This is a genomic window from Citrobacter sp. Cb028 (genome assembly GCF_030336705.1).
Lineage (GTDB): Bacteria > Pseudomonadota > Gammaproteobacteria > Enterobacterales > Enterobacteriaceae > Citrobacter > Citrobacter braakii.
Map to the genome: position 1 here is coordinate 179,807 of NZ_JAOWCZ010000025.1, position 26,536 is coordinate 206,342.

22 protein-coding genes are annotated in these 26,536 nt (G+C 53.1%); 10 read left to right on the plus strand and 12 right to left on the minus strand.

All coding sequences use genetic code 11. The annotated features are described in order from the left end of the window. Positions 1-4 precede the first annotated feature (4 nt). Genes OGV75_RS03090 through OGV75_RS03105 form a run of 4 tightly spaced genes read left to right on the plus strand, consistent with a single transcriptional unit; the run spans position 5 to position 4,336 of the window. Complete coding sequence (locus OGV75_RS03090) at positions 5-871, plus strand: carbohydrate ABC transporter permease (RefSeq protein WP_016154602.1); 867 nt, start codon at positions 5-7, stop codon at positions 869-871. Beyond that, positions 872-1,699 carry a carbohydrate ABC transporter permease gene (locus tag OGV75_RS03095; RefSeq protein WP_016154601.1) on the plus strand — a complete coding sequence of 276 codons (828 nt, stop codon included), beginning with the start codon at positions 872-874 and terminating at the stop codon, positions 1,697-1,699. An 11-nt stretch (positions 1,700-1,710) separates the two neighbouring features. Then, the gene (locus OGV75_RS03100) at positions 1,711-3,294 is read left to right on the plus strand and encodes an alpha-glucosidase (RefSeq protein ID WP_286480331.1); all 1,584 of its coding nucleotides are present in this window, start codon (positions 1,711-1,713) and stop codon (positions 3,292-3,294) included. Beyond that, entirely contained in the window at positions 3,278-4,336 is a 1,059-nt protein-coding gene (locus OGV75_RS03105; RefSeq protein ID WP_019077748.1) for a glycoside hydrolase family 130 protein, read from the plus strand. Before OGV75_RS03100 ends, OGV75_RS03105 begins: the two co-directional genes overlap by 17 nt. A 209-nt stretch (positions 4,337-4,545) precedes the next feature. Here OGV75_RS03105 and OGV75_RS03110 read toward each other — a convergent pair whose 3' ends face one another. The 4 genes from OGV75_RS03110 to ebgR form a co-directional block, all read right to left on the minus strand. Then, positions 4,546-5,979 carry an amino acid permease gene (locus tag OGV75_RS03110; RefSeq protein ID WP_016154598.1) on the minus strand — a complete coding sequence of 478 codons (1,434 nt, stop codon included), beginning with the start codon at positions 5,977-5,979 and terminating at the stop codon, positions 4,546-4,548. 65 nt (positions 5,980-6,044) lie between these two features. Beyond that, positions 6,045-6,494: a beta-galactosidase subunit beta gene (locus OGV75_RS03115; protein ID WP_016154597.1), complete on the minus strand. Its 450-nt coding sequence runs from the start codon at positions 6,492-6,494 to the stop codon at positions 6,045-6,047. After that, complete coding sequence (ebgA, locus tag OGV75_RS03120) at positions 6,491-9,583, minus strand: beta-galactosidase subunit alpha (RefSeq protein ID WP_286480332.1); 3,093 nt, start codon at positions 9,581-9,583, stop codon at positions 6,491-6,493. Before ebgA ends, OGV75_RS03115 begins: the two co-directional genes overlap by 4 nt. 206 nt (positions 9,584-9,789) lie before the next feature. Further along, the gene (gene ebgR / locus OGV75_RS03125) at positions 9,790-10,773 is read right to left on the minus strand and encodes a transcriptional regulator EbgR (RefSeq protein ID WP_016157523.1); all 984 of its coding nucleotides are present in this window, start codon (positions 10,771-10,773) and stop codon (positions 9,790-9,792) included. A 209-nt stretch (positions 10,774-10,982) separates the two neighbouring features. Here ebgR and OGV75_RS03130 point away from each other — a divergent pair, with 209 nt between their 5' ends. Continuing rightward, positions 10,983-11,315 carry a tRNA-binding protein gene (locus OGV75_RS03130; RefSeq protein ID WP_016157522.1) on the plus strand — a complete coding sequence of 111 codons (333 nt, stop codon included), beginning with the start codon at positions 10,983-10,985 and terminating at the stop codon, positions 11,313-11,315. A 90-nt stretch (positions 11,316-11,405) separates the two neighbouring features. Here the strand turns inward: OGV75_RS03130 and ygjG are convergent, their stop codons facing one another. After that, positions 11,406-12,785, minus strand: a complete 1,380-nt coding sequence (gene ygjG / locus OGV75_RS03135; protein WP_049259762.1) for a putrescine aminotransferase — start codon at positions 12,783-12,785, stop codon at positions 11,406-11,408. Between the two features lie 430 nt (positions 12,786-13,215). Between ygjG and OGV75_RS03140 the strand changes: the two genes are divergently transcribed. Beyond that, on the plus strand, positions 13,216-14,736 hold the full coding sequence (locus OGV75_RS03140) for a methyl-accepting chemotaxis protein (RefSeq protein ID WP_016154592.1): 1,521 nt from the start codon (positions 13,216-13,218) through the stop codon (positions 14,734-14,736). Positions 14,737-14,789: 53 nt separating this feature from the next. On the opposite strand, the gene OGV75_RS03145 is transcribed toward OGV75_RS03140, so the two are convergent. Further along, positions 14,790-15,464, minus strand: a complete 675-nt coding sequence (locus OGV75_RS03145; protein WP_161623113.1) for a PadR family transcriptional regulator — start codon at positions 15,462-15,464, stop codon at positions 14,790-14,792. Positions 15,465-15,700: 236 nt separating this feature from the next. Between OGV75_RS03145 and OGV75_RS03150 the strand changes: the two genes are divergently transcribed. Then, complete coding sequence (locus tag OGV75_RS03150; RefSeq protein ID WP_019077743.1) at positions 15,701-16,474, plus strand: siderophore-interacting protein; 774 nt, start codon at positions 15,701-15,703, stop codon at positions 16,472-16,474. On the opposite strand, the gene OGV75_RS03155 is transcribed toward OGV75_RS03150, so the two are convergent. Continuing rightward, positions 16,475-17,323 carry a helix-turn-helix domain-containing protein gene (locus tag OGV75_RS03155; protein WP_047358672.1) on the minus strand — a complete coding sequence of 283 codons (849 nt, stop codon included), beginning with the start codon at positions 17,321-17,323 and terminating at the stop codon, positions 16,475-16,477. It lies immediately after the preceding gene. A 67-nt stretch (positions 17,324-17,390) separates the two neighbouring features. On the opposite strand from OGV75_RS03155, the gene cfa reads away from it, so the two are divergent. After that, positions 17,391-18,545: a cyclopropane fatty acyl phospholipid synthase gene (gene cfa / locus OGV75_RS03160; protein WP_019077741.1), complete on the plus strand. Its 1,155-nt coding sequence runs from the start codon at positions 17,391-17,393 to the stop codon at positions 18,543-18,545. Positions 18,546-18,610: 65 nt separating this feature from the next. Here the strand turns inward: cfa and OGV75_RS03165 are convergent, their stop codons facing one another. Then, positions 18,611-20,269, minus strand: a complete 1,659-nt coding sequence (locus OGV75_RS03165) for a glycerone kinase (protein ID WP_131346913.1) — start codon at positions 20,267-20,269, stop codon at positions 18,611-18,613. Between the two features lie 561 nt (positions 20,270-20,830). On the opposite strand from OGV75_RS03165, the gene OGV75_RS03170 reads away from it, so the two are divergent. Continuing rightward, positions 20,831-21,928, plus strand: coding sequence for a glycerol dehydrogenase (locus OGV75_RS03170; RefSeq protein WP_016154586.1), 1,098 nt, complete (start codon positions 20,831-20,833; stop codon positions 21,926-21,928). A 92-nt stretch (positions 21,929-22,020) separates the two neighbouring features. Then, positions 22,021-23,946: a dihydroxyacetone kinase operon transcriptional regulator DhaR gene (gene dhaR / locus OGV75_RS03175; RefSeq protein WP_080859518.1), complete on the plus strand. Its 1,926-nt coding sequence runs from the start codon at positions 22,021-22,023 to the stop codon at positions 23,944-23,946. Here the strand turns inward: dhaR and OGV75_RS03180 are convergent. From OGV75_RS03180 to OGV75_RS03195, 4 genes are read right to left on the minus strand one after another with little or no spacing between them, the layout of a single operon-like run. Continuing rightward, entirely contained in the window at positions 23,924-24,454 is a 531-nt protein-coding gene (locus OGV75_RS03180; protein ID WP_101701238.1) for a cob(I)yrinic acid a,c-diamide adenosyltransferase, read from the minus strand. The two genes, dhaR and OGV75_RS03180, sit on opposite strands and share 23 nt — an antisense overlap. Then, positions 24,455-24,808, minus strand: a complete 354-nt coding sequence (locus OGV75_RS03185; protein ID WP_016154583.1) for a glycerol dehydratase reactivase beta/small subunit family protein — start codon at positions 24,806-24,808, stop codon at positions 24,455-24,457. A 16-nt stretch (positions 24,809-24,824) separates the two neighbouring features. After that, positions 24,825-25,988, minus strand: a complete 1,164-nt coding sequence (dhaT, locus tag OGV75_RS03190; RefSeq protein ID WP_016157511.1) for a 1,3-propanediol dehydrogenase — start codon at positions 25,986-25,988, stop codon at positions 24,825-24,827. 22 nt (positions 25,989-26,010) lie between these two features. Then, positions 26,011-26,439, minus strand: a complete 429-nt coding sequence (locus OGV75_RS03195) for a GlcG/HbpS family heme-binding protein (protein WP_047358664.1) — start codon at positions 26,437-26,439, stop codon at positions 26,011-26,013. Between the last annotated feature and the right edge of the window lie 97 nt (positions 26,440-26,536).

Below are 26,536 nucleotides of genomic sequence, written 5' to 3' on the forward strand. Positions count from 1 at the left end.
AAAAATGGCTGGATATGAATCCCGCACCGGAGGCCTGTTGGCCTCCACGTGGATCGGTTATTCGTTGCTGTTCTGGTTTTATCCGCTGTGCTGGCTGGTCGTGCTTAGCGTGACGAACTGGCAATTTATTGGCACGCCGACGTTTAGCGGATTACAGAATATCATTGGCGTGTTTCATGACGCGTTATTCTGGCAGTCGATGTGGAACGTGTGCCGTTTTTTAATGTGGTATATCCCGATTGTCTTTCTTGCCTCGCTGCTGTTTGCCGCGGGATTACGAAAAATTAAGTACGGGAAAAGTTTTATTGCCCTGAGCTTTTTACTGGCGAATATCTCTTCGGGGGTGGCCTATTCCATCGTCTTTGCAAAACTGTTCAGCGAATACGGGCCGGTCAATCAATTTTTACAGGCCAGTTTCGGCATCTCTGTGCCCTGGTTTACCAACCCTGACTGCGCCATGTTATCCATTGCGTTAATTGTTACCTGGAAATTCGTCGGTTATTACGGGCTGATTCTCTATTCCGGGATGGTGGCGATCCCCGCGGATATTTACAGCGCGGCGCAGTTGGATAAAACCGGGAAGTTTAAGCAAAGTTGGGCGATTACCCTGCCGATGATGAACGCGCAAATCGTGATGGTGATGGTGCTGGCGATTACCGTGGCGTTCAGCATCTTTACCGAGCCGTATCTTATCACCGGCGGCGGACCGCTCAACAGCACCACCAGTCCGATGGTGGTGATGTATGAAGTGGCGTTCCAGAAAATGAAGCCAACCTGGGCGGCGACCATGTCGATTATCGTTGCGGCATGCAGTTTCCTCGCCATCTGGGTCTTCCGCAAAGTATTCGAAAAACATATCGAGATTGTGTGAATGAAGAAACTGACTCCCTTAACGCTGCTCATTCACGCCGTGATGTTTTTGCTGGCGCTCACCTGGCTGTATCCTTTTATCTGGATGGTGATCTCCTCGTTGAAACCGACGGCGCAAATCTACACGACCGGGCTGTTTTCCGGTCATCTGACGCTGGAGAATTACGCTTTTCTGTTCGATAACAGCAACCGGGCGGACAAACCTTTTTTGCGCACCCTGGTTAACTCGCTGTTCGTGTCGCTCACCATTACCGTCTGCGTCACGCTGACCTCAATGCTGGTGGGATATGCCGTCGCGAAAACCGAGTTTCGCGGCAAAAATGCGTTTCGCAACCTGTTGATTGTGCAGATGGTTTTCCCGGTCTTTATGTTCATCATTCCACAGTTTGTCCTGATGCGTGAACTGGGGCTGATCAACAGCTACGGGGCGATGATCCTGCCGTATGCGATGAGCGCCTGGGGCATTTTTATGGTTTCGCAGAGCTTTAAAGGCACGCCGAATGATTACCTGTACGCCGCAAGGCTCGATCACGCCAGCCTGTGGGGGATCTTGCGGCATGTGATGATGCCGCTGAATAAATCCATTCTGGCGATTGTCGCGCTGTTCACCTTTTCCAGCTCATGGGACAACTTCCTCTGGCCGCTGATCGTGATGCGCGAAGTGGACAAAATGCCGTTTTCGGTGCTGCTCGCCACCTTCAGCAAATCCTATGGCATCTACCTGGGACCGGTGCTGGCGGGGTCGGTGGTGCAGATGCTGCCAATCGTTGTCCTGTTTATTCTGTTCAGAAAATACTTCCTCGAAGGCATGTCGTTATCACTGAAATAAGGAACGTGACGGTGAAAAAGCAACCGTGGTGGCAGGCGTGTACCTGTTATCAAATTTATCTGCCTTCGTTTTGCGACGGCAATAACGACGGGCTGGGCGATTTTCCGGGCCTGATTTCCCGGCTGGATTATTTGCAGGCGCTGGGCATCGGCGCGGTGTGGATCACGCCGTTTTATCCCTCTCCGCTGGTGGATAACGGCTACGATATCAGCGATTACTGCGCCGTTGACGCCCGTTTCGGCACTCTCGACGATTTTCGCCGGGTGGTTGACGGCTGCCACGCCAGAGGCATTCGGGTGATTATCGATCTGGTGGTCAATCACGTCTCCTCAGAACATCCCTGGTTTCGCGATGCGTGGAATAATCCGGGCAGCCGCTATCGTGATTATTTCCTTTTTCGCCGCCAGCCGAATAACTGGCGTTCTTTCTTTTCCGGCAGCGCGTGGACCGCGGAGCCTGACACCGGCGAATTTTATTACCATAAATTCGCGCCCGGCCAGGTGGATCTCAACTGGGCCAACCCCGCGGTGGAACAGGAAATTTACCGGGTGGTGGATTTCTGGGTTACGCAGGGGGTGGACGGTTTTCGCTTTGACGTTATCAACTTTCTTACTACCGACGGCATTGGGCCTGATAACCCGGAAGAGAACGGCGAGCAGCGCCATGAATTTGACATCAATCAGCCGCGACTCCCGGAGACGCTGCAACGGCTGTGTGCCCATGTTCGGGCGCAGGGTGACTATTTCCTGATTGGCGAAATCGGCAGCGAAGACCCTGACGTGCTCAGCCGCTATCAAAGTCCGCAGCTGATGGACGTGGTGTTTAATTTTAATATCGGCAGCCAGAAAACCTTTGATGTTTCCCGTCTTTTCAGCCAGTTAAAAACCACGCTGGTTGCGCAGTCGGGTTTACCGACGCTGTTTTTCTCCAGCCATGATATGTCGCGGATGATCAGCCGCTTTGGCGAAAACGAGCGCGATACCGGGCGGGCGCTGGCGGTGCTGGCGCTTCAGCTAACGGTGAGCGGCGTGCCGTTTATCTTCCAGGGAGAAGAGCTGGGGGTGACCGACTACCGTCCGCAAACGGCAGAGCAGCTTTTTGATATTCAGGGAATAACCCATTACCGCACCGCCCTTGCCGCAGGCAGCAGCCCGCAGCAGGCGCTGGCGCTGGCTATTGAACATTCGCGGGATGGTTCGCGTGCGCCGCTGCCCTGGCGCGACGCCCCCTTTGGCGGATTTTCCTCCGTCGTGCCGTGGATGCCCGTCGGCGGCGATATCGCCCTGATTAACGCGGAGCGCCAGCAGCAGGATGAGACATCGTTCTGGCATCAGTACCGACGGCTGATCGCCCTGCGCCACCGCGTTGCGGCGCTGCATCAGGGACAGCAGGACTCGCTCGACCTCACTGACGAATGCGTCTGGTTTACCCGTTCGACGGCGGCGGAGCAGGTCTGGGTCGCCATCAACTTTGGTGCGCCCGTTCGCAATCCGTGGCAGGAGATTGAGGCTGAAGTGCTGTACGGGGAGGACGCGCAATGGATTGGCAAGAATCAATGTTTGATCAAAAGGAGAGTACATGGACAGGCACAGTAAAAACCCGTTGATTACCCCGGCGGACGTGACGCCTTCACTGCCCGGCAGGAAGGTCGATTGTGTTTTCAATGCTGGCGTAACGGAGTGTGACGGGGAGATCGTTTTGCTGCTGCGGGTGGCGGAAAGCGTGATCAATTCCGACCCGCAGCAGCGTGTCGTACCGCTGTTGGAAAAAACCGATGCGGGCTGGGTACAGGCCACCGCGAGTTTCGATCGTCGCGATGAACGCTATGATTTCAGCGATCCGCGGGTGATCGTGCTGAAAAGCGATCCGGCGCGGGTGTGGCTGACCTCTATGTCGCATCTGCGTCTGGCGCGCAGTCGCGACGGGGTGAACTTCCGGATTGACAGCCAGCCGTTTATCATCGCCGATACGCAATATGAAGAGTTCGGCTGCGAAGATGCGCGGATCACCCGCATCGATGATACCGCGTACATCAACTACTCGGCGGTGTCGTCGCTGGGGATCTCTACCGCGTTAGCGGTGACCAAAGATTTTGTCACGGTGGAGAAAAAAGGGTTGATCCTCTGCCCGGACAACCGCGACGTCTGCTTTTTCCCGGAAAAGATCGCCGGTAAATATCACGCCCTGACCCGTCCGGCCCCGTGCCACTTCGGTCATCCGGAAATCTGGATCTGCGAGTCGCCGGATATGTTGCACTGGGGCAACCATCGCCACCTGCTGGGACGGTCCGGCGATGCCTGGGACTGCCGTAAATCAGGCGGCGGCGCGCCGGTATTAAAAACCGATCGCGGCTGGCTGGAGATCTACCACGGTGTGGATGCCGATCAGCGCTACTGCCTTGGCGCGCTGCTGCTGGATCTCAACGAGCCGACCCGCATTCTGGCGAAATCACCGGTACCGTTGCTGGAGCCAGATGCGCCCTACGAGCGCGAAGGCTTCTTCGGCAACGTGGTGTTCACCTGTGGGGCGCTGATCCGCGATGAGACGCTGCACGTCTGGTACGGCGCCGCCGATGAGTGTGTGGCGCTGGCGACAATGCCGCTGGACAAACTGTGGCGGCATCTGGGGGTTGAATAAATGCCGCAGAGCGTCCTGGGTTGCTAAACCTCCTTCTGGCAGGGGGCGATTCACACGTTGCGGCCGCTGGTGGACGAATCTTTGCTGCAAATAATGAAAGTACACAACAGAAGAGCAGGGCAATAAATGCCCTGCAAGTCTGTATATTTAATTTCACATTGTATTTCAGGTGAGCAAGAAAACAGACCGCTCTAATCGTTATTAATATTTTAATTAATATCTGACGCGGGAGCCGCCTCAATAGCTTTTTCTTCTTTGGTTAGCCCTTTGATGTATTTACTGTATTTCCACCAGGCAAAACCGAGAAAAATAACAATCCCCCCGACGTTATAGAATATAATTGTCATGATGTTACCGCCGGTCGGGAAGGTCGAGGCAATAAACCCGATGGTGAAAAGGACAATCAGCATCGATACCACAATAATGCCGGTTTTTTGCGAACCCATACGGAAGTCGCGCGGTAAGTGGTCCAGTTTTGCGCGCAGATTCAGGTAAGCCAGCATAATAAACAGCGGCGGCAGCATCGATGCGGCGGCTGTCATGTTGATGATGGTGTTCATTAAATCCTGCACGGTATTGGAGCCGAGCGTTGGGATAATCATCAGCGGGATAACAATCAGGAACTGAATCCAGGCTGCGCGGGCCGGAACGCCGTTTTCATTCAGTTCGACGGTTTTTTTACCGAAAATTCCCGCCGGAATTTCAGAGAAGAAAATTTTCACCGGCGTTGCGGTCCACATCAGCAGAGAGCCGAACATCGCGGTAAAGGAGACCAGGCCGACAAAGCGGTTAACGATCAGTTCCGGCAGGCCAAAGTATGCCGCCAGGCCGTGGAATACCTGTACCGAACCACCGGTAAATTTCAGCTCTTTGCTGCTCACGAAGACGTTGATCAGTACCGAGGAGATGGAATAGAGCACGCCAATAAAAATCCCGGCAATGATAATAACCTTCACGAACGATTTGGACCCGCCCTTGACGTCGTTGACGTACACTGCCACCGACTCCGCACCGCCTGCCGCCATAAAGATCCAGGTGGTGATACCGAGGAAGGCCCAGTTAAAATTCGGGATCATTGCGTCTACGGTGATAGGGTCAGCAGGCTGTACGCCGCCAACCAGCGCAGTACCCGCCAGCAGGATGTAGGACAGGGTCAGCAGCAGCATCAATGTGGAGGTGACCGAAGTAATTGGTCCTAACATTTTTGCGCCGTTGGTCGAAACCCAGGTGGAGAAGGCAAACAGCACCATACTTAACACAGTGGTTGCGAACGGCGTCAGAATGTATTCGTAGCCTAAAAAAGCATATGAGGCGTAGGCGATAACACGGGGTAACAGCGAGGTAAAAAAGAACAGGTTAACGAACCAATAGGTATAGGCGGTAATAAATGCCCAACGTCCGCCCAGCGAACTTTTCACCCATGCATAGACACCGGCTTCGGAGTTTTTATTCAGCGAAACAAATTCAGCGATGATTAAGCAGAACGGAATAAAGTAGAAGATCGTCGCGAGGAAAAACATCGGTGCGGATGCCAGACCCAGCTCAATATTATTGTTGATAACGTTATTAAAACTATAAACCGCGGCAAAGGTGAGTGAAAGTAAGCCGAACTTGCCGATGGTATTACGTTTGGTATCAGACATAGCACATCTCCGATTCCTGATTATTATAGGGTACTGGCGGCGCAACGTCGGCGCCGCCTGTGTTTTTATTTATTATGAAAATAACCATCTTCGATGGTGACTTTGAGTACGACTTTCTTCACTGCGTTATTACAAATAAAACGATAGGCTTCATGGTTGTCACAAATAACCATTTGTCCTTCGCGCACTTCTACGGTTTTTCCACAGCCTTTCAGATATTCGCGATCGGTTTCATCGCGATAATATTCAACCACCTGGAGATCCTCTTTGGCGGCATACTCTATTTTTTGCTGTCCTTGCAGGTAGTAATGGATCTCAAAATAACGACGATGACCGGTAAACAGCGCATCGGTCGCGGAGTCTGTCTCCACGCGATAGCTCAGGGAATCACCGATAGAGTGGGCGACGCCTGGTTGAATATTATCAATATTTTCAATCGCTTCGACGCAGCGCTGCCACTTCTTCCCGGATGCGTAAATTTGTTGGAACTGCGCTAAGTTGTCGATGATCCTCATTTTGTATTCTCACTGTGCAAATTCGTGGAAAAGAACCCGGTACCAAAGATGCGGCTGGCGGCGGTTTGAGCGCTAGATTCGCTACCGGAAACCGGCAACAACGTGAAGCCGTAGCTGAACGAACGGAACCAGACGCGCCAGGAATCAAGCACCTCGCTTCCCCACGAGTTGGAGCCTAAGCCCAGCACCTGGTGGTCCAGATTCAGGGTGATGTCATCGCTGCGCTGCAGCGCATTACAGTGCTGTGCGGCAAAGATATTTTCTGGCGTATAGCGCCAGGCGCTCAGGTTGACAGGGCGCTGCGGAATCACCAGCAGACCGTTGCCGTGGCGGTTGGTTAGCGTTGCCCAGCGCACGTCCTGACGATTGCCGTTGTTTTGCGGGAACGGATAGTTTTCGAACATCTCATCCACGCTGCTGCGCCAGATATCGATGATGTTGGCCTGCTGGCTATCGGCATAGTTTTCACCGGGACCACGTCCGTAATACGCCACCTGCCCCAAATCGCCGTTGATGCCCATCGTGAAGCCGATGCACGGAATAATGTCCCGGTACTCGCCGTAAGGCTGGCCGGAAAGCTCCACGTTCAACTGACCGTCTGCGGCAATCCGCCAGCGGTAGGTACAGCGCATACCGAAATCAAATACCGGCGGGGCGATAATCGTCTGGCTGGTTATCAACAGCGCGTCATCGGTTTGCTCAATGGCAAAATCGCGCAGATGCTCCTGCATAATCTGTAAATGATTTGGTTGCCAAAGGCCTTCGAACTCTTGTTTGTGGTTATCAATGGTTGGTTTGAAGAAATTAATCTTCGGTTCACGGGTAATCAGTTCCTCACCGTTAACGGTCCAGCTAATGGGCTTACCGTTCAGTTTTGAGAAGGTCAGATGGAAGTTATAACCGCGTATGGTGCAGCTCTGGCGGCTGTCTTCCAGCGTCAGAGGGGTAGCGTTTTTCAGGCTAAACGGTACGGCAGCCGCCGTTTTGGCCTTCAGCGGGAACTGATAAGTCGCGATGTGGTGCCCGGCTTCGCTGTATGCCGTACGGGAATCTTTCGTCACGATGACGTTGAGGAACGCTTCGCGCGCATCCAGCTCCGGCAGTGTGCATTGCACCAGGGTATCGCTGTCAGGAGGGACGTCGCGCAGTTTTATCTGCTGAGCAGAAAGCGTATCTCCTTCGGCGCGAACCTCAATATGCAAGGTGTAGTCGTCAAGCGTGGTAAACCACAGTTTGTTTTCTACCCGTAGCTCGCCGCGAGCCAGATCCTGTGCGCGTACTTTTACTGGCGCAATCACCTGCTTGTATTCCTGCAGACCCGGCCCCGGGGTTTGATCGGAATAAATCAGGCCATCAAGGCAGAAGTTGTAGTTGTTCGGATAGTCGCCGTAGTCGCCGCCATATTTGTACCAGACGTTGCCGTCGTCATCTTTGGCCTGAATCCCGTGATCGCACCACTCCCAGACATAGTGTCCCTGAATGCAGTCATGCTGATAAAAGACGTTCTGATATTCCGTCAGCCCGCCGGGACCGTTGCCCATGGCGTGAGCATATTCGCAGATGATGCGCGGCTTAGGATGTGGATATTCGCCAAACTCATTCATCAGCGGCACACGGGTGTACATGGTGGAGATGATATCCACCACTTCGGCGTCACGATCTTCTTCGTAATGGATCAGACGCGTGTCATCCAGCGCTTTCGCGGCGTGATACATGGCGCGGATGTTACAGCCGTATCCGGATTCGTTGCCGAGCGACCAGATGACGATCGACGGGTGGTTTTTTTGTGCATGGATGTGGCGCACGATGCGCTCAACGTAGACGTTTTCCCACAGCGGATCGTCTGTTATCCGGCTGATATCGCCGATATTGGCGAAGCCGTGAGATTCAACGTCGGTTTCGGCCATCACGAACAGACCGTAGATATCGCACAATTCATAGAAGCGCGGATCGTTCGGGTAATGAGCGGTACGCACGGAATTGATGTTGTGCTGCTTCATTAACAGCAGATCTTTTTCAACGCGATCCATGCCAACCGCACGGCCTTTAAGATGATCGTTGTCGTGACGGTTAACGCCATGCAGCATCACGTAGCGGTTATTGATGTAAAACAGACCGTCGCGAACTTTGATATCGCGGAATCCGACCCGCTGTGGCACGACCTCAAGGAGATTGCCGTTGGCATCTTTCAGCGTCATCACCAGATGATAAAGATACGGCGATTCCGCTGACCACTGCTGCGGCGCGCTAACCTTGAAATTAAAAGCGGTGCGGGTGTGTTGATCCACTGCCAGATTGTTAATCACGCCGCTATGCAGCGCCTGCTCACCGTCAAACAAGGTGTATTCGAGCGACGCCATCGCTGGCGTGGCAGCCAGGTTTTCCAGCGCAATGTCGCAGGTGAGGGTGGCGTCGCGATAGTCATCATCGAACTCGGTGCGAACGGTAAAATCCTGAATATGGGTCGCCTGTTTGCCTACCAGATAGACGTCGCGGAAAATTCCCGCCGACCACCACATGTCCTGGTCTTCAACGTAAGTGGAATCAGCCCATTGCATTACGCGAACGCACAGCAGGTTGTCACCGGTCTTTACCACCGCGCTGATATCAAATTCAGCCGTCAGGCGGCTGCCTTTGCTGAAACCGACGTACTGACCATTCACGTAAACTTCGAAGTAGGTTTCTACGCCATCAAATTTAATCAGCGTTTGTTTGCCCAGCCAGCCTTCGCTGAGGGAGAAAATGCGCTGGTAGGCTCCGGTGGGGTTATTGGTTGGAACGTAGGGGACATCAATCGGGAAAGGAAAACCTTCGTCGGTATACTGCAGTTTGCCATGTCCTTCCATCTGCCACATGCCTGGGACGGTGATGCTGCCCCAGTCATTCATAAACTGCGACGTAAAGGTTTCCGGCACCTGCAGCGGATGCTCAAAGAACTGAAAATTCCACTGACCGCTTAGCAACTGAAAGAGGCTGCTGGTTTCGCGGGCAAACGAGCGAGCCTGCGCAACGGAGTCATAAGAGAAAAAATATGCGCGTGGCGCCAGTCGATTTTCGTGGGTGAGCTGAATGTTTTCCCAGCGATTCATAAGGCCTCCCGGTGGAGAAAAATCGGAACCATTCATTTTAATGGTGAGTAAGTGTAATTGATGGTGATTTTAGTAAAAGTTTTACTAAAATATAGCGAGTGAGGTGATTTACTTTAACTGGATCACGAAAATAATGGGGCGCAGAAAATAATGCATGACAATGCGCGCCCGGCATCAGAAGAAACCGGGCGTGTTTACTGGGGATTTTAGCGGGTGGTGCCGCGCAGTTTCAGCTTGCTGGGAACAAAAACCAGCAGAGGAAGCGCACGCCCGTCGCGGGCTTTCTCAAACAGCAGGTTGACGCCCTGACTGCCCATCATTTCTGAATGGATGCGAACGGTGGAAAGCGGAGGAAAGGTGAAGCGCGCTGTCGGGATATCATTAACGCTAATCAGCGAAATGTCCTGCGGAATGTTCAGGCCACGCTCGTGAATGGCGCGCAGAACGCCAATAGCAATCGAGTCTGAAGCCACAAACAGGGCACCGGGATAGTCGGCTTTCGCCAGCATTTTTTTGGCCAGTTCATACCCTGATGAACTGGAGAAACCGCCGCGATAGATGTCCTGTTCAGAAACGACCTGCTGCAGACGACCGTATTCGACAAACGCAGCTTCACGGATATCTGCCTTGCCGGGTTCGTCTTCACCGCCGATGAAGCCAATGCGAGTGACGCCCTGGGCGATGAAGTAGTCGATACTCTCTTTACTGATGCGGGCCAGATCGATATCGACGGCGTCATATTCGCTGCCGGGTTCATGGAAATCGATAAAGCAGATGTTGTCGGTAAGCGCTGCTGCTGCATTACGCAAAGCCGAAGAAGGCTTGCCGACAATAAGAATGCCGGTAATGTTTTTGCTCTCCGGTAGCCCACTGTGCTCATAGCAGTTGGTCAGTTCGATCCCCAGCTTCTCACACTGGGTTTCTATTCCGTGACGGATCGCGAGATAGTAAGGATCGTTGATTTCCAAATCCTGCTGGTAGCTGTAGAGCGCCAGAATATGCTGGGGGCCGAGCGCGCTGGTCTGGTTTTTACGAGCACTGCTGGTTTTGTACTCCAGTTTTTCCGCGATCTCCAGAATGCGATGCTTGGTCTCTTCTTTTACATTCAGCGTGGGGTCATCGTTTAAAACCCGGGACACTGTCGCCAGGGACACGCCAGCTTCGATTGCGATGTCTTTAAGTGTTGCCATGTTTGCCTTTTCCCTGAGTTACCTGCGCATTGTAAATGAAGTGCTTATCTATTCATCTGTTTTCAGTAAAAAAAGTACGTTTAATTGACATGCCTGGGGTAAAACTGGGCTTTCAGAGTGTGATGACTACGTCATTTTCCCGCTTTTGAGAACCATGCCAAGAAAATATTTTGCTAGTATTTAGTAAAATTTTACCAAAGGAGAACACAATGGATACCGTCGCATTTGCTGATTTTGCCCGAATGGAAATACGTGTTGGAAAAATCGCACAGGTAAAACGCCATGACAATGCTGATAAGTTGTATATCGTGCAGGTGGATGTGGGAGAGCGTACGCTGCAAACCGTGACCAGCCTGGTGCCTTATTACAGCGAAGAGGAGCTGATGGGGAAAACGGTGGTGGTGCTGTGTAATCTGCAAAAGGCCAAAATGCGCGGGGAAACGTCAGAATGCATGTTGCTCTGCGCTGAGACGGACGATGGCAGCGAAAGCGTGCTGCTGACGCCAGAACGCCTTATGCCAGCGGGTGTGCGGATTGTTTAAGTTGTGCTAATTGCCGGATGGCGGCTACGCTTTTATCCGACCTACATTTGATCCCGTAAGCCTGAGATGCGCAGCGCCATCCGACATGTATTACACCTGCTCCACGCTCACCCGTAATGCTGCCAGGGCTTTGCGCGTCGATCGCAATACCAGATCGCATTGCTCGATCGTTAACGTTAACGGCGGTTCGATACGGATCGTCTTTGCATTGTTTAGCGTGCCGGCAACCAGTACCCGCTGGCGGAACATCTCACTGGCAAAGTTGTAGCCGATTTCATTATCGACAAACTCAATTGCCATCAGCATGCCTTTACCGCGTACATCATGCACCAGGTCTGGGTACTCCCGCGCAAGCTGGCGGAAACCATCCAGCAACATATCGCCTTTCTGCTCCGCCTGAGCCGGTAAATTTTGCTCCAGCAGGACGTTAATGGTGGCTAGCGCAGCCGCACAAGCGAGCGGGTTGCCGCCAAACGTGGTGGTATGCAAGAAGGGATTATCGAACAGGACGGAAAACACCTCTTCGGTGGCAATGGTTGCGCCAATTGGCATCACGCCGCCGCCCAGCGCTTTGGCCAGACACATAATGTCGGGCTGCACGTTTTCGTGCTCGCAGGCGAACATTTTGCCGGTACGACCCATGCCGGTCTGCACTTCATCAAGGATCATCAGTGCGCCAAACTCATCGCAAAGTTTACGCACGGCGGGCAAATACCCTTGCGGTGGCAGGATCACGCCCCCTTCACCCTGGATAGGTTCGAGGATCACGGCTGCGACGTCGTCACCGGTCTTTTTACACTCGCTGAGCATGGTGCGCATCGCGTTAATATCGCCAAACGGCACATGGCGGAAACCCGGCAGCAGCGGCATAAACGGTTTGCGGAAGGTTGATTTAGCCGTGGCGGACAGTGCTCCCAGTGATTTACCGTGGAATGCGCCGCTGGTGGCAATGAACGTAAATTTACCGCGCGGCGATTGATACGCTTTCGCCAGCTTCAGAGCGGCTTCAACCGACTCGGTCCCGCTGTTACAGAAAAAACTGTATTTCAGTTTACCTGGCGCCAGCGCGGCGAGGGTTTTTGCCAGCATGGCCCGCAGAGGGTCAAGTAACTCCTGGCTGTGCAGAGGTTGTTTCGCGAGTTGATTCTGTACGGCGGAAACCACGACTGGATTACGGTGCCCCACGTTGAAAATTCCAAATCCACCCAGGCAATCGACGAACTCCTGCCCCTGGGTGTCGACAAGCGTATTCAGGCTTCCCGCTTGCCACTCTACGGCTCCGTAATCCCCGCCTGCAGTTACAGATTTTCGATACTCTAAGAACCCCGGATTGACATGCTCCTTGAAGTATTCAATCACCTCTCGGTTTAATGATTTCATTTCCTCATGATCAAGCGTGCGCTTTTCGATGAGATTCAGTGCGTGTGCGCTGCAGGCCAGGGCCGATGCGCTGGAAGGTAACCTGTTCAAAATATGCTCCCGGAGCTCGCGTATCACATGATACTGATTTAAGTATTGCAGCGATTGCGCCATTCCGGCGCGCTTAGCAAAAATCGGGATAAACACCAGGAAACATCTCATTCACGCAACATTTAATTCTAATGTTTAACATTTGCTGGCATTTTGCCCAGGTTAAGACCGCGAAAACAGATCGGAAAAGCACTTTTCTGCGCTAAAAGTGAGCAATGTTTGCACTGTGACGGTGCGTTGGTAGAAGTGCAGTTGAATAGTTACTGAATGAAAGTATTTTAAATCAATGGATTAGAATGCGTACAGATTTTGAGGTTTAATCGCAAATTGCGATCTAAATCAAATTTAACAACTAAAGATAAAAAAATTATCGCCGAAATAACATAAGCCGAAAGAGTTAACAACCAGATAACCTGCACAGGACGCAATCATGTCTTCTCATCCCTACGTTAGTCAGCAAAATACACCGCTGGATGATGATATCACCCTCATGTCGACCACCGATTTACAAAGCTATATCACCCACGCGAACGATACCTTTGTCCAGGTCAGTGGCTATCAACTGAATGAATTGCTCGATAAGCCGCACAATCTGGTTCGTCATCCGGATATGCCAAAAGCGGCGTTTGCGGATATGTGGTACACCCTGAAACAGGGCGAGCCATGGAGCGGGATTGTGAAAAACCGGCGTAAGAATGGCGATCACTACTGGGTAAGGGCCAATGCGGTGCCGATGGTGCGGGAAGGTCGTGTCACCGGATATATGTCGATTCGTACCCGGGCCACTGACGAGGAGATTGCGGCGGTAGAGCCTTTATATAAAGCGCTGAATGAAGGGCGTTGCAACCGACGTATCCATAAAGGACTGGTGGTACGCAAAGGCTGGCTGGGTAAACTCCCGGCGCTGCCGATTCGCTGGCGAGTGCGCAGCGTAATGGCAATTATGTTTATCGTACTGGCGGCCGCATTGCAGCAAATGGGCGCCGAATGGCCGTTACTGCTGATAAGCGCGCTGGTGATGATGCTGGGAACGGCTATTTTCGAATGGCAGATTGTGCGTCCTATTGAGAATGTCGCTCGTCAGGCGCTAAAAGTGGCGACCGGTGAACGAAACAGCGTGTCGCATCTTAACCGCAGTGATGAACTGGGCCTGATGCTGCGAGCGGTTGGGCAACTGGGGCTAATGTGCCGTTGGCTCATCCATGATGTCTCCAGTCAGGTGAGCTGTGTGCGCAGCGACAGCGAAACGCTGGCGAAAGGCAGCGATGATTTAAACAAGCATACGCAGCAGACCGTAGAGAACGTGCAGGAAACGGTGACCACCATGAATCAGATGGCGGCATCGGTGAAGCAAAACTCAGAGACCGCCGCCGCGGCCGACAAGCTCTCCATTGCAGCCAGCAGCGCGGCGACGCACGGCGGCGAGGCGATGGATACCGTCATCAAAACTATGGACGATATCGCCAACAGCACCCAGCGGATCGGCACCATTACCACGCTGATTAACGATATTGCTTTCCAGACTAATATTCTGGCCCTGAACGCCGCTGTTGAAGCCGCACGGGCGGGTGAGCAGGGGAAAGGGTTCGCCGTGGTGGCGGGAGAAGTGCGTCATCTTGCCAGCCGCAGCGCCAGTGCAGCCAATGATATCCGCAAGCTGATTGATGCCAGCGCCGATAAGGTGCAGTCCGGATCCGACCAGGTTCACGCCGCAGGGCGCACGATGGATGATATTGTGGCGCAGGTGCAAAACGTGACGCAGTTGATTGCCCAAATCAGTCACTCAACGCTGGAACAGTCAGATGGTCTTTCGAGCCTGACTCGCGCAGTGAATGAATTAAGCAACATTACGCAGAAAAACGCCGAACTGGTTGAAGAGAGCGCCCAGATTTCCGCGATGGTGAAACATCGCGCTGGTCGTCTGGAAGATGCAGTCACGGTGCTGCATTAATATTAACGATAAAGGCGGAACGCAGGGTGAACGCGTTCCGCCTGCTCTGTAGATTAATCCAGTTGAGTAATATCCAGCGCAGCGCGATCGATAATACCGATGATTTTTTTGATCTGCGCATCGCTGGTATCACCATGATTGACCCGTAGGTCCAGCACGGCTTTGAAGTTCTCCAGCGCGCGTTTCATCTGCGGGTTCTTGCGTAATTCAAAACCCACGCAGCGGGCTTTAATACGTTCGTGGATATGTTCCAGATGCTCACGGTTTTCATCCAGCCACTGCTGGCCCTGGGTTGTGATCGCAATCTGTTTACGCCCGCCTTCCTCGTCGCTGATGGTGATCAGCTCTTGATCCTGCAAGAAATCCAGCGTCGGATAGACGACGCCCGGGCTCGGGGTATAGTTGCCCTGAGTCAGGGTTTCAATCGCTTTAATCAGCTCATAGCCGTGGCTGGCGTCGCGGGTCAGGATATCCAGAATGACCAGGCGTAATTCTCCGTGACCGAAGAAGCGCTGGCGACGACCGCCGCCGCGACCGTGGCGGTGTCCACAACCCTGTTCGTGGTGATGTTCTTTGTTGCAGCCTTCATGGCGATGTTCTTCACCTTTGCAGCAACCGGCATGGTGTTCGTTGTGGCGGCCTTCGTGGTGATGTCCTTCACCCTTGCAGCAGCCTTCGTGTTGGTGCTCTGTATGCTTGCAGCAACCTTCATGATGGTTTTGCATCATCGTCTCCTGATGTGTTTTAGATATATCTAATTTATATCTAAATATCATTTTTGCGCAAGGCTATAAAATATTTTTTATTTAACTTTATGATTTTTATCTGTTTTAAAGAGGTTGTTTTAGCCGGTTAATCAGAAGTCGACTATATCAAAAAAGTGCTTGCAATCTTTCTGATTAGCAATCATTATCATTTAAAAATTAATTTAGATATATCGTATTATCTTTCCGAAGGCGAAAAAATGACAAAAAACACCTCACGCTACCCGCAGCGCGTTCGCAATGAACTGCGTTTTCGGGAACTTACCGTCCTGCGCGTAGAACGTATTAGCGCGGGCTTTCAGCGCATTGTACTGGGCGGTGACGCTCTGGATGGTTTTAGCTCACACGGCTTTGACGACCATACCAAGGTCTTTTTCCCTGAACCGGGCAGCCACTTTGTGCCGCCGGTTGTCACCGATGAAGGTATTGTCTGGGCTGACGGCGTGCGTCCGATATCCCGTGATTACACGCCGTTGTATGATGAAGCACGCCATGAGCTGGCACTGGATTTCTATATTCATGACGGTGGCGTGGCAAGTACGTGGGCGATGAATGCCCGCGAGGGTGACAAGCTGACGGTAGGCGGACCGCGCGGTTCTTTGGTGGTGCCAGAGGACTATGCGTATCAGGTTTACGTGTGTGATGAATCGGGAATGCCTGCGCTGCGCCGACGCCTGGAGTCGCTCAGCCGTTTAGCGGTACGTCCGAACGTCACGGCGCTGGTAAGCGTGCAGGATGCCGCGTACCAGGACTATTTTGCCCATCTCGACGGATTTACTATTCAGTGGTTTATCGGCCATGACGAACAGGCGGTGAATGAACACTTATCGCAGCTAAGCGTGCCTGCAGATGATTATTACATCTGGATTACCGGCGAAGGTAAGGTGGTCAAAAACCTGAGTGCTCGCTTTGAAAGCGAGGCGTTCGATCAGCAACTTGTTCGCGCAGCGGCTTACTGGCATCAGCGTCGTTAATCAGTAATTAGATGGCGGAACGCCAAACGCCTGGCGGAATGCGTAGCTAAATGCCGCGGTGCTTGAATACCCTACGTCGAGCGCCACGGCGGTCACGCTTTTATTTTTCTTCAGCATTAATACGGATTCCAGAATACGCATTTTTTGCTTCCAGACGCTGAAAGGCAATCCGGTTTCTTTTTTGAAATGGCGTGAAAAGGTACGGGCAGACATACCCAGATGCTGCGCCCAGTATTCAACCGAATGCTCCAGCGCCGGGGATTCTTGTATTGTTCGGCAAACTTTGGTTAATTCGCGATCCTGCGGCCAGGGTAATACAAAAGCGACTTCCGGAAGCTGCAGAATAATGTCGACCAGGACGCTAACCAGCTTGCCCTCTTTTGACTGGCTATCATAATGGCCCGAAATTAAATTCGTGGCGTAATGAATAAACTCTCTGGCGAAATCACTGATAGCCACCACTTTACATTCATTGATGCTCTCTTCAAGAAAGCTCGGTTTAATATCCAGATTCTCTAAATACACATCATCCAATGCCCAAACCGCATGCTCCGTATTATTCGGGATCCAGATGCCATAATGCGCCGGGATTATCCAGCACTTGCCGGCAACATCAATACGCATACTGCCTTTGCGGGCGAAATGAAACTGCATAAAAGAGTGTGAATGCTGTGGAACATGATGATTGGCTTCCAGGACATAAGAGCGAAAGTAAACATCCTGCGGCAGTTCCGTCATGGAGTTATCCGGGAAGGAGTTCCACTGTTTTTGCACGAGAGTTTCCATAAATAGATCGTCAATGCTCCCGATGGTGTGTCCGCTGCTCGATAGATCTTGTCCGCGGATCATAATACATACACTCTTTTTTCCATAATAATCTTGCGTAAGAATTTTTAGCCCACCTTTGGTAAATACCATGAACTCGCTTTGTTCAGATGCTGTCATCGTCAATGAAACAAATGATAACTGGACCCGAATGGGAAAAGAGCTGCTTTCGCAAGCGGATATCAGGATTAATGGCTCCCGTGCCTGGGACATTCAACTTCATCATGCCGGTTTCTTTAAACGGGTACTGCAACAAGGCTCGTTAGGGCTTGGCGAAAGCTATATGGAAGGCTGGTGGGACTGCGAGCGGCTCGATATTCTGTTCTGCAAAATCCTGAAAGCAAAACTTGACCAGCAGATGCCGGGTAACCTGAAAGATATTTTACGTATTGCCAGCGCACGCCTGTTTAATTTGCAGTCGCGGAGCCGCGCGTGGATTGTCGGCAAAGAACATTATGATATTGGTAACGATCTCTTTGCGCTGATGCTTGATCCGCATATGCAATATTCCTGCGCTTACTGGAAAGATGCGACCACATTAGACGATGCGCAAAATGCTAAATTAAAAATGATCTGTGAGAAGCTACAACTTAAACCGGGTATGCGTTTACTCGATATTGGTTGTGGCTGGGGTGGGCTGGCGGAATATGCGGCGCGTCATTATGGCGTGGCGGTGGAAGGCGTCACCATTTCTAAAGAGCAGCAAAAAATGGCGCAGCAGCGCTGTGAAGGACTGGACGTTAAGATTCTGCTGCAGGATTATCGCGACCTCGATAAACACTACGATCGCATTGTCTCGGTGGGGATGTTTGAACATGTCGGGCCAAAAAACTACGACACCTATTTCAGCATCGCCGACCGTTGTTTAAAACCGGACGGACTGTTCCTGCTACATACCATTGGTAGCAATAAAAAAGGGATGAGCGTCGATCCGTGGATCAATAAATACATTTTCCCGAACGGCTGCTTACCGGCGATCTCCCATATTGCCGAAGCCAGCGAATCACGGTTTGTGATGGAAGACTGGCATAACTTTGGCAGCGATTACGATAAAACGCTGATGGCGTGGCACGAGCGCTTTAATCAAGCATGGCCGGAGCTGTCATCACGTTATTCCGCCACCTTCAGAAGAATGTTTAACTACTATTTATGCGCCTGCGCCGGGGCTTTCCGCGCCAGAGATATTGAACTTTGGCAGGTGCTGTTTAGTCGCGGCGTAGAGGGCGGGATCCGCGTTTATCGTTAACGTTCTGCCTGATAAGCGAAGCGCCATCAGGCAGTAAATACCTGAGAAGCGCTCCTTGTTACATCTTAGCCCAGCTCACTCTCCGCTAGCGCTTTAAACACCATCGCTACGGCGTGCGCGCCGGGGTCCATGTTTCCGAGCAGGCTTTCGCTGCTCAGATACGATGCGCGACCCGCATTGGCTTTGCTCGACAAACAGGTTCGTTCGGCTCCCGCTTGCGCGGCGTCGAATGCGGCCTGCAGATTTTTCGGCTGTGTGAGCAGCGAAGTCAGGGCCGGTTGCAGCGCATCAATCATCGTGCGATCGCCTTCGTCTGCGCCGCCGTAGAACTTCATCTGCGCCAGCCCCGTATTTAGCGCTTCGACAACGTTAGCGCCCTGTTCCAGTTTCTGCCCGGCGGCGGTAAAGAAGATTGACATCAGCACACCGCTGGAACCGCCCATCACCACGGTCAGACGTTCGCCAATCAGCGCGAACAGCGTGGCAAGGTTATCCAGCGGCAGCTGCTGGCGATGCAGCAGGCTGGCAATTTCACGCGCGCCGGCGGCAAAGGTCGAACCGGTATCGCCATCGCCGACTTTGGCGTCCAGCGCATTCAGATGAGTCTCCAGATCGGAAAGGGTTGCGGTGACCAGCTCCACAATCCCGGCCACCAGGGCGTTTGCCGAAGGCTGGAATTCCACGCGGGCGCTACGCTGAGATGACGCTATGCAGCTGATTTCACGCGGTGGGACCGGCGTCGGCCAGTTGCTGGTTTCCACTTCGGTGAGCAGTGCTTTTTCGATGCTCTCTTCCAGCACGATGGCCGTCAGTGAGAAGCCTTTCATATCCAGCGCAGTGACCAGCGAGGCCGGGCCAATTAGCCAGTCGATACGCGAGTGCAGCGGGCTGCTGGCGAGTTCGCGGGTGATGATGGCCATTTCGGCCACGGAAACGCCGCCAAGATTATTAATCATCACCGCCAGACGACCGGTTTCAGGCAGGGCGGCCAGCAGTTTATCCACCATCAGGTTCACCACTTGCGCACTGTTTTGGGTGTCGATAACCGATGCGCCTGGTTCGCCGTGAATGCCCATACCCAGCTCCGCATGACCCGGATGATGACGAGGGGCTGCGTCGGTTTCTTGCGGCAGATGACAGCTGGAAAGCGCTACGCCCAGGCTAAAGGTGTTGCTGGCTGCGTACTGCGCTTCACGCAGGACGGTGGCGAGGTTATAGCCGCGTTCGGCAAAATAGCCTGCGATTTTATGCACCAGGATAGTTCCCGCAATGCCACGTGGGTGTTTGTTATCCGGCAGGGAGATGTCGTCGCCGACAATCAGCATTTCAACGTTATAGCCAAGGCGACGCGCCTTCTCGGCGGCGAGACCGAAATTAAGACGGTCACCGGTGTAGTTTTTCACAATCAACAAACAGCCAGCCTCACCGGTCACCGCCTGAATCGCAGTCAGTACAGCATCCACGCTCGGGGAGGCGAAAACGTCGCCGCAGACCGCAGCGGTTAGCATGCCTTTACCGATAAACCCAACGTGCGCGGGTTCGTGTCCCGAACCGCCGCCGGAAATGACCGCTACGTTATTTTTATTAAGGTCACGACGGACCACGATGCGAATGGCCGGATCGCTTTCCAGACGCGCCAGGTTATTCCATGGGCTGGCGATAATCGCCCCGTCGATGACGTCGCTCACAAGATGGGTGCGTTGGTTAAAAAAGAATTGAGACATAACGGCTCCTCGAGGTTGAGTGAAAGACAAACCCCCGAATGTAGGATCATGGTGCGGAGGCAATGAAGAGATTCTGGCGAAGTCAGCGTGGAAAAAAACAACGCTAAAATGAGTTTCATTACGGAACGCTGGCGTTGTTTTTTGTTCCGAAATGAAACTTAAAAAGGCGGGGAATGATCATAATGCGAGCTCGCTCGACTTTTTTCTCCTGCGATCAGCGCCGCTCATACGGCGCAGCCAGCCTTTTTTTGCCGGTTTTAATACAACTGCATGAGTAAAAGAGGAACTGAGCTTCGTGTTTGCTGGAGATTTGGGGGTAAATGAACGGATCGGGATCGCAAACCTTATCATTTTTGTGGATAAGCGTTCCAGAATGGAACGTGCGTCGTTTTTATCTGTTTCATATCAGAACAAAATGACGAAAGATTTTTTTGTTCACGCCTCGCCATACAGTTATTGCATCGCTCCGGTACCTCCTGTTTTTGCCGACAGCAACAGGCCAAACAGGTTAACGCCAGGGCTCACCATGTAAAAACATGTACTTATTTGAGGATGAAAGGAATGCTAAAAGTTATTCAATCTCCAGCCAAATATCTCCAGGGCCCTGACGCTTCCACCTTATTTGGTCAATACGCTAAAAATCTGGCGGACAGCTTTTTCGTGATTGCGGATGACTTCGTGATGAAGCTGGCGGGAGAGAAGGTACTCAATGGCCTGCACAGCCACGACATTAGCTGCCACGCGGAACGCTTCAACGGTGAATGCAGCCATATTGAAATTAATCGCCTGATTGCCATTCTGAAACAGCATGGTTGCCGCGGCGTGGTTGGGATTGGCGGCGGGAAAACGCTGGATACCGCCAAAGCGATTGGTTACTACCAGAAGCTACCGGTGGTGGTGATCCCGACTATCGCCTCTACCGATGCGCCAACCAGCGCGCTGTCGGTTATCTATACCGAAGCCGGTGAGTTTGAAGAGTATCTGATCTACCCGAAAAACCCGGATATGGTGGTGATGGACACCGCAATCATTGCCAAAGCGCCGGTACGCCTGCTGGTGGCCGGGATGGGCGATGCGCTCTCAACCTGGTTTGAAGCGAAAGCCTGTTATGACGCCAGAGCGACCAGCATGGCGGGCGGACAGTCCACCGTAGCGGCGCTGAGCCTGGCGCGCCTGTGCTATGATACCCTGCTGGCGGAAGGCGAAAAGGCACGCTTTGCCGCGCAGGCTGGCGTGGTGACCGATGCGCTGGAGCGTATTGTCGAAGCGAACACTTACCTCAGCGGCATCGGCTTTGAAAGCAGCGGTCTTGCAGGGGCGCATGCTATCCACAACGGTTTTACGATTCTGGAAGAGTGTCACCATTTGTACCACGGTGAAAAAGTCGCCTTTGGCACGCTGGCGCAGCTGGTGCTGCAAAACAGCCCGATGGAAGAGATCGAAACCGTGCTGAATTTCTGTCAGAAAGTAGGCCTGCCGGTAACGTTAGCGGAAATGGGCGTAAAAGACGACATTGACGGCAAGATCATGGCCGTGGCCAAAGCGACCTGCGCAGAAGGTGAAACCATCCACAATATGCCGTTCCCGGTGACGCCTGAGAGCGTACATGCCGCGATACTGACGGCAGACCTGCTGGGACAGCAGTGGCTGGCGCGTTAATCAGTCGTCGGTAAGTTTTTATCCGGCATCTTCTCCCCCCTCTGACAGTCTCTGCCGGAGGGGTTGTCTATGGTAAAACAGCGGAAAGGGATATGACGACGCACACTCAGGACATTGGGAAGGAAGTCTCTTCGGTCATTGCCCAGTCATGGCATCGTTGCAGCAAGTTTATGCAGCGGGAAACCTGGCAGGCGCCGCATCAGGCGCAGGGCCTGACCTTTGAGTCGATCTGTCGTCGCAAAACGGCGCTGCTGACGATTGCTCAGGCCGCGCTGGAAGATGCCTGGGAGTTTATGGACGGCCGTCCGTGCGCGTTGCTAATTCTGGATGAATCAGCCTGTATTCTCAGCCGTTGCGGCGATCCGCAGACGGTGGAGCAACTGGCGGAGCTCGGTTTTCGCGACGGCAGTTACTGTGCGGAAAGCATTATTGGCAGCTGCGCGTTGTCGCTGGCGACGATGCCGGGGCAGCCGACAAAAACCTCTGGCGATCAACACTTTAAACAGGCGTTGCATCCGTGGTCGTTCTGCTCTACGCCAGTATTCGATAACCATGGTCGACTGTTTGGCTCCATCTCGCTGTGCTGTCTGGTAGAGCATGAGTGCGTTTCTGATTTATCCCTGACGCTGGCGATTGCCAGAGAAGTCGGCAACTCATTGCTGACTGACAGCCTGCTGGCTGAATCCAACCGCCATCTGAACCAGATGTACGGGCTGCTGGAGAGTATGGATGATGGCGTGATGGCCTGGAACGAACAGGGCGTATTGCAGTTCCTCAATGCGCGCGCGGCTCTGCTTTTGCATCTCGACGCGCAGGCCAGCCAGGGGAAGAATATTAACGACCTGCTCAATCTCCCCATGCTGCTGCGTCGGGCGATCAAACATGCCCGCGGCCTGAATCATGTCGAAGTCACCTTTGAAAGCCAGCACCAGTTTGTTGATGCCGTCATCACCCTGAAACCGATTGTTGAAGAGCAGGGCAACAGCTTTATCCTGCTGCTGCATCCGGTGGAGCAAATGCGTCAACTGATGACCAGCCAGCTCGGCAAGGTGAGCCACACCTTTGAGCAGATGTCGACAGACGATCCAGAAACCCGACGTTTGATCCACTTTGGTCGTCAGGCGGCGAGGGGAAGTTTCCCGATCCTGCTGTGCGGGGAAGAGGGCGTCGGTAAAGAGCTACTGAGTCAGGCCATTCACAATGAAAGCGAACGCGCCAGCGGGCCGTATATCGCCGTGAACTGCCAGTTGTATGCCAACAGCGTACTGGGGCAGGATTTTATGGGCAGTGCGCCTACTGATGATGAAAACGGTCGGCTGAGCCGTCTTGAACTGGCGAACGGCGGCACGCTGTTTCTGGAAAAAATTGAATATCTGGCGCCGGAGTTACAATCCGCGCTGCTGCAGGTGATCAAGCAGGGGGTTTTAACACGCCTGGATGCCCGGCGGCTGATTCCGGTGGATGTCAAAGTGATCGCTACCACCACGGTTGATCTCGCGAATCTGGTGGAGCAAAACCGCTTTAGCCGTCAGTTGTATTACGCGCTGCACTCTTTTGAGATCGTTATCCCGCCGCTGCGGGTGCGGCGTAACAGTATTCCATCGCTGATTTATACGCGGTTGAATAGCCTGAAAAAACGCTTTTCATCCAGCCTGAAGATCGACGACGACGCGTTGGCACAACTGGTGGCCTATTCGTGGCCGGGTAATGATTTTGAGCTGAACAGCATTATTGAAAATATCGCCATCAGCAGTGATAACGGCCATATTCGGCTGAGCAATCTGCCGGATTATCTGTTTGCCGAACGCCCGGGTCTGGAGACGGCATCTTCACTGCTGCCCGCCAGCCTGACCTTTACCGCCATCGAGAAAGAGGCGATTATCCATGCCGCCCGCGTGACCAGTGGGCGTGTTCAGGAGATGTCGCAACTGCTGAATATTGGTCGCACCACCCTGTGGCGTAAGATGAAGCAGTACGACATTGATGCCAGCCAGTTTAAGCGTAAACATCTGGAGTAGTTTCTTCGATTCTGGCCATCGAGAACAGCGCATCCGACAGCCGGTTGATATAACGCCTGGCCTCATCGCGTAACGTCAGCGTTCTGCCCATCGCGATGAGGATCCGCTCCAGCCGACGCGTCAGGGTTCGCGCAACGTGCAGCTGTGCCGATGCCAGATTTTTCCCCGGAATAACAAACTCTTTGAGCGGGCCGCTTTGCGCCATATTGCGGTCAATAAGCTGCTCCAGCGCCTGAATATCCTCTTCGCCAATACGCTGTTTTAAGCGTGTGAGTCCTTTCTGATCGCTGGCGAGTTCCGCCCCCAGTACGAACAGCATCTTCTGCATAGCGTGCAGTTCCTGGCGTAGCTCGGCCTGGCGCGTGCTGGCATAGCAGACGCCAAGCTGGGAAATCAGTTCATCCACCGTGCCGTAGGCCTCAACGCGGATGTCGTCTTTATCGATACGACTGCCGCCAAACAGCGCGGTCGTGCCGTTATCGCCGGTTCGGGTATAGATGCGGTACATTTATTTTATCTCGCTGAAGGGAAGAACTTTAACCAGTTGACCGGCATTGGCGCCGAGCGTGCGGATCTGTGCTGTCCCGGCGCGGGTATGCCCGCAGACCAGCGCCCGATCCTCGGGCAACTGGGCATGGGTTAAGGCAATATCTCCGGTGGCGTTGAGACCGAGACCCACGCGCAGCGCCGAACTTTTGGCCGCCAGTTTGCCGAGAGCCAGCGCGCAGTCATGATCGTCGCAACAGATTGCCCGGCAGGGAACGCCTTGCTCTTCCAGTCCCCAGCACAGCTCATCAAGCACGCGAGTACCCTGCCAGCGTGAGTGATAAAACAGATGTACGCCCGGTGATGAAAGTGACATTGCGCCCCCTACGTTATCAGAATGCCTGACGGAAGATCTCGGCAATTTCTTTCTCGTTCCCTTTGCGCGGGTTGGAGAAGGCGTTGCCGTCCTTCAGCGCCATTTCCGCCATATACGGGAAATCGGCTTCTTTGACGCCCAGATCGCGCAGATGCTGCGGAATACCGATGTCGGCGGAGAGGCGGGCAATAGCATGAATGGCCAGCTCGGCGGCATCCATGGTGGAGAGTCCGTCAGTGTTTTCGCCCATAAACTCTGCGATGTCGGCAAATTTTTCCGGGTTAGCGATCAGGTTATAGCGTGCCACGTGCGGCAGCAGTACGGCATTCGCCACGCCGTGCGGCATGTCGTAAAGACCGCCAAGCTGATGCGCCATCGCGTGAACGTAGCCGAGGTTGGCGTTGTTGAAGGCCATACCCGCCAGCAGGGAGGCGTAGGCCATGTTCTCGCGAGCTTTCAGGTTGCTGCCCAGCGCCACGGCCTGGCGCAAGTTACGGGCGATCAGGCGGATCGCCTGGATAGCGGCAGCGTCGGTGACCGGGTTGGCATCTTTGGAAATGTAGGCTTCCACGGCGTGGGTCAGGGCGTCCATCCCGGTGGCCGCAGTCAGTGGGGCTGGCTTGCCGAGCATCAGCAGCGGATCGTTAATGGAGACCGACGGCAGGTTGCGCCAGCTGACAATCACAAACTTCACTTTGGTTTTGGTATTGGTCAGCACGCAGTGGCGGGTAACTTCGCTGGCGGTACCGGCGGTGGTATTCACCGCAACGATCGGCGGCAGCGGGTTGGTCAGGGTTTCAATTCCGGCATAGCTGTAGAGATCCCCTTCGTGAGTCGCCGCGATACCGATGCCTTTACCGCAGTCATGCGGGCTACCGCCGCCAACGGTAACGATGATGTCGCAATGCTCTTTCCGAAAGACCTCCAGGCCGTCGCGCACGTTGGTGTCTTTGGGGTTTGGCTCAACGCCGTCAAAAACTACGACGTCAATACCGGCTTCACGCAGATGTGTGAGGGTTTTATCTACCGCGCCGTCTTTAATTGCCCGCAGACCTTTATCAGTGACCAGCAGCGCTTTTTTACCGCCCAACAGTTTACAGCGTTCGCCGACCACGGAAATAGCATTGGGGCCAAAGAAGTTCACATTTGGCACCAGGTAATCAAACATACGATAGCTCATAATATACCTTCTTAGATTTAAATTATAATTCAGAGAAACAATTTAATGCGGTTTCTGCTAATAATCTGTCTTGTTCGACGGTACCGCCACTTACGCCAACGGCACCGATTAATTCGCCGTTTAATATGACAGGTAAACCGCCGCCAAAAATAACAATTCGTTGTTGATTGGTGAGCTGCAAGCCATATAGAGAGGCACCTGGTTGTACCGCATCGGTAATTTCATGGGTACCCTGTCGCAGGCAGCAGGCGGTATAAGCTTTATTAAGAGAGATATCACAGCTGGTGACAAACGCGTCGTCCATACGTTGCATTAGCAGCGTGTTCCCGCCGTGATCCACCACGGAAAACACCACCGGAACGTTGATTTCAAGCGCTTTAGCCTCGACGGCCTGCGCCATTTTCTTTGCAGCCGCCAGCGTAATGGTGGCGATTTGTTGGCTCTTATTCACAGTCTCTCCTGAAAAGGTTGTAGGGCTGAGGTCACGAAAATATCGCGCAACAGCTATTTTTATCATTGGCTTTATCTTATTTTCTCGCCCCGCGTTA

Bases quoted from the DNA above. Each gene is read 5' to 3' on its own strand.
- OGV75_RS03090 (WP_016154602.1), top strand. From the start codon at position 5: ATGGCTGGATATGAATCCCGCACCGGAGGCCTGTTGGCCTCCACGTGG.
- OGV75_RS03095 (WP_016154601.1), top strand. From the start codon at position 872: ATGAAGAAACTGACTCCCTTAACGCTGCTCATTCACGCCGTGATGTTT.
- OGV75_RS03105 (WP_019077748.1), top strand. From the start codon at position 3,278: ATGGACAGGCACAGTAAAAACCCGTTGATTACCCCGGCGGACGTGACG.
- OGV75_RS03110 (WP_016154598.1), bottom strand. From the start codon at position 5,979: ATGTCTGATACCAAACGTAATACCATCGGCAAGTTCGGCTTACTTTCA.
- OGV75_RS03115 (WP_016154597.1), bottom strand. From the start codon at position 6,494: ATGAGGATCATCGACAACTTAGCGCAGTTCCAACAAATTTACGCATCC.
- ebgA (WP_286480332.1), bottom strand. From the start codon at position 9,583: ATGAATCGCTGGGAAAACATTCAGCTCACCCACGAAAATCGACTGGCG.
- ebgR (WP_016157523.1), bottom strand. From the start codon at position 10,773: ATGGCAACACTTAAAGACATCGCAATCGAAGCTGGCGTGTCCCTGGCG.
- OGV75_RS03130 (WP_016157522.1), top strand. From the start codon at position 10,983: ATGGATACCGTCGCATTTGCTGATTTTGCCCGAATGGAAATACGTGTT.
- OGV75_RS03140 (WP_016154592.1), top strand. From the start codon at position 13,216: ATGTCTTCTCATCCCTACGTTAGTCAGCAAAATACACCGCTGGATGAT.
- OGV75_RS03145 (WP_161623113.1), bottom strand. From the start codon at position 15,464: ATGATGCAAAACCATCATGAAGGTTGCTGCAAGCATACAGAGCACCAA.
- OGV75_RS03150 (WP_019077743.1), top strand. From the start codon at position 15,701: ATGACAAAAAACACCTCACGCTACCCGCAGCGCGTTCGCAATGAACTG.
- OGV75_RS03155 (WP_047358672.1), bottom strand. From the start codon at position 17,323: ATGATCCGCGGACAAGATCTATCGAGCAGCGGACACACCATCGGGAGC.
- cfa (WP_019077741.1), top strand. From the start codon at position 17,391: ATGAACTCGCTTTGTTCAGATGCTGTCATCGTCAATGAAACAAATGAT.
- OGV75_RS03165 (WP_131346913.1), bottom strand. From the start codon at position 20,269: ATGTCTCAATTCTTTTTTAACCAACGCACCCATCTTGTGAGCGACGTC.
- OGV75_RS03170 (WP_016154586.1), top strand. From the start codon at position 20,831: ATGCTAAAAGTTATTCAATCTCCAGCCAAATATCTCCAGGGCCCTGAC.
- dhaR (WP_080859518.1), top strand. From the start codon at position 22,021: ATGACGACGCACACTCAGGACATTGGGAAGGAAGTCTCTTCGGTCATT.
- OGV75_RS03180 (WP_101701238.1), bottom strand. From the start codon at position 24,454: ATGTACCGCATCTATACCCGAACCGGCGATAACGGCACGACCGCGCTG.
- OGV75_RS03185 (WP_016154583.1), bottom strand. From the start codon at position 24,808: ATGTCACTTTCATCACCGGGCGTACATCTGTTTTATCACTCACGCTGG.
- dhaT (WP_016157511.1), bottom strand. From the start codon at position 25,988: ATGAGCTATCGTATGTTTGATTACCTGGTGCCAAATGTGAACTTCTTT.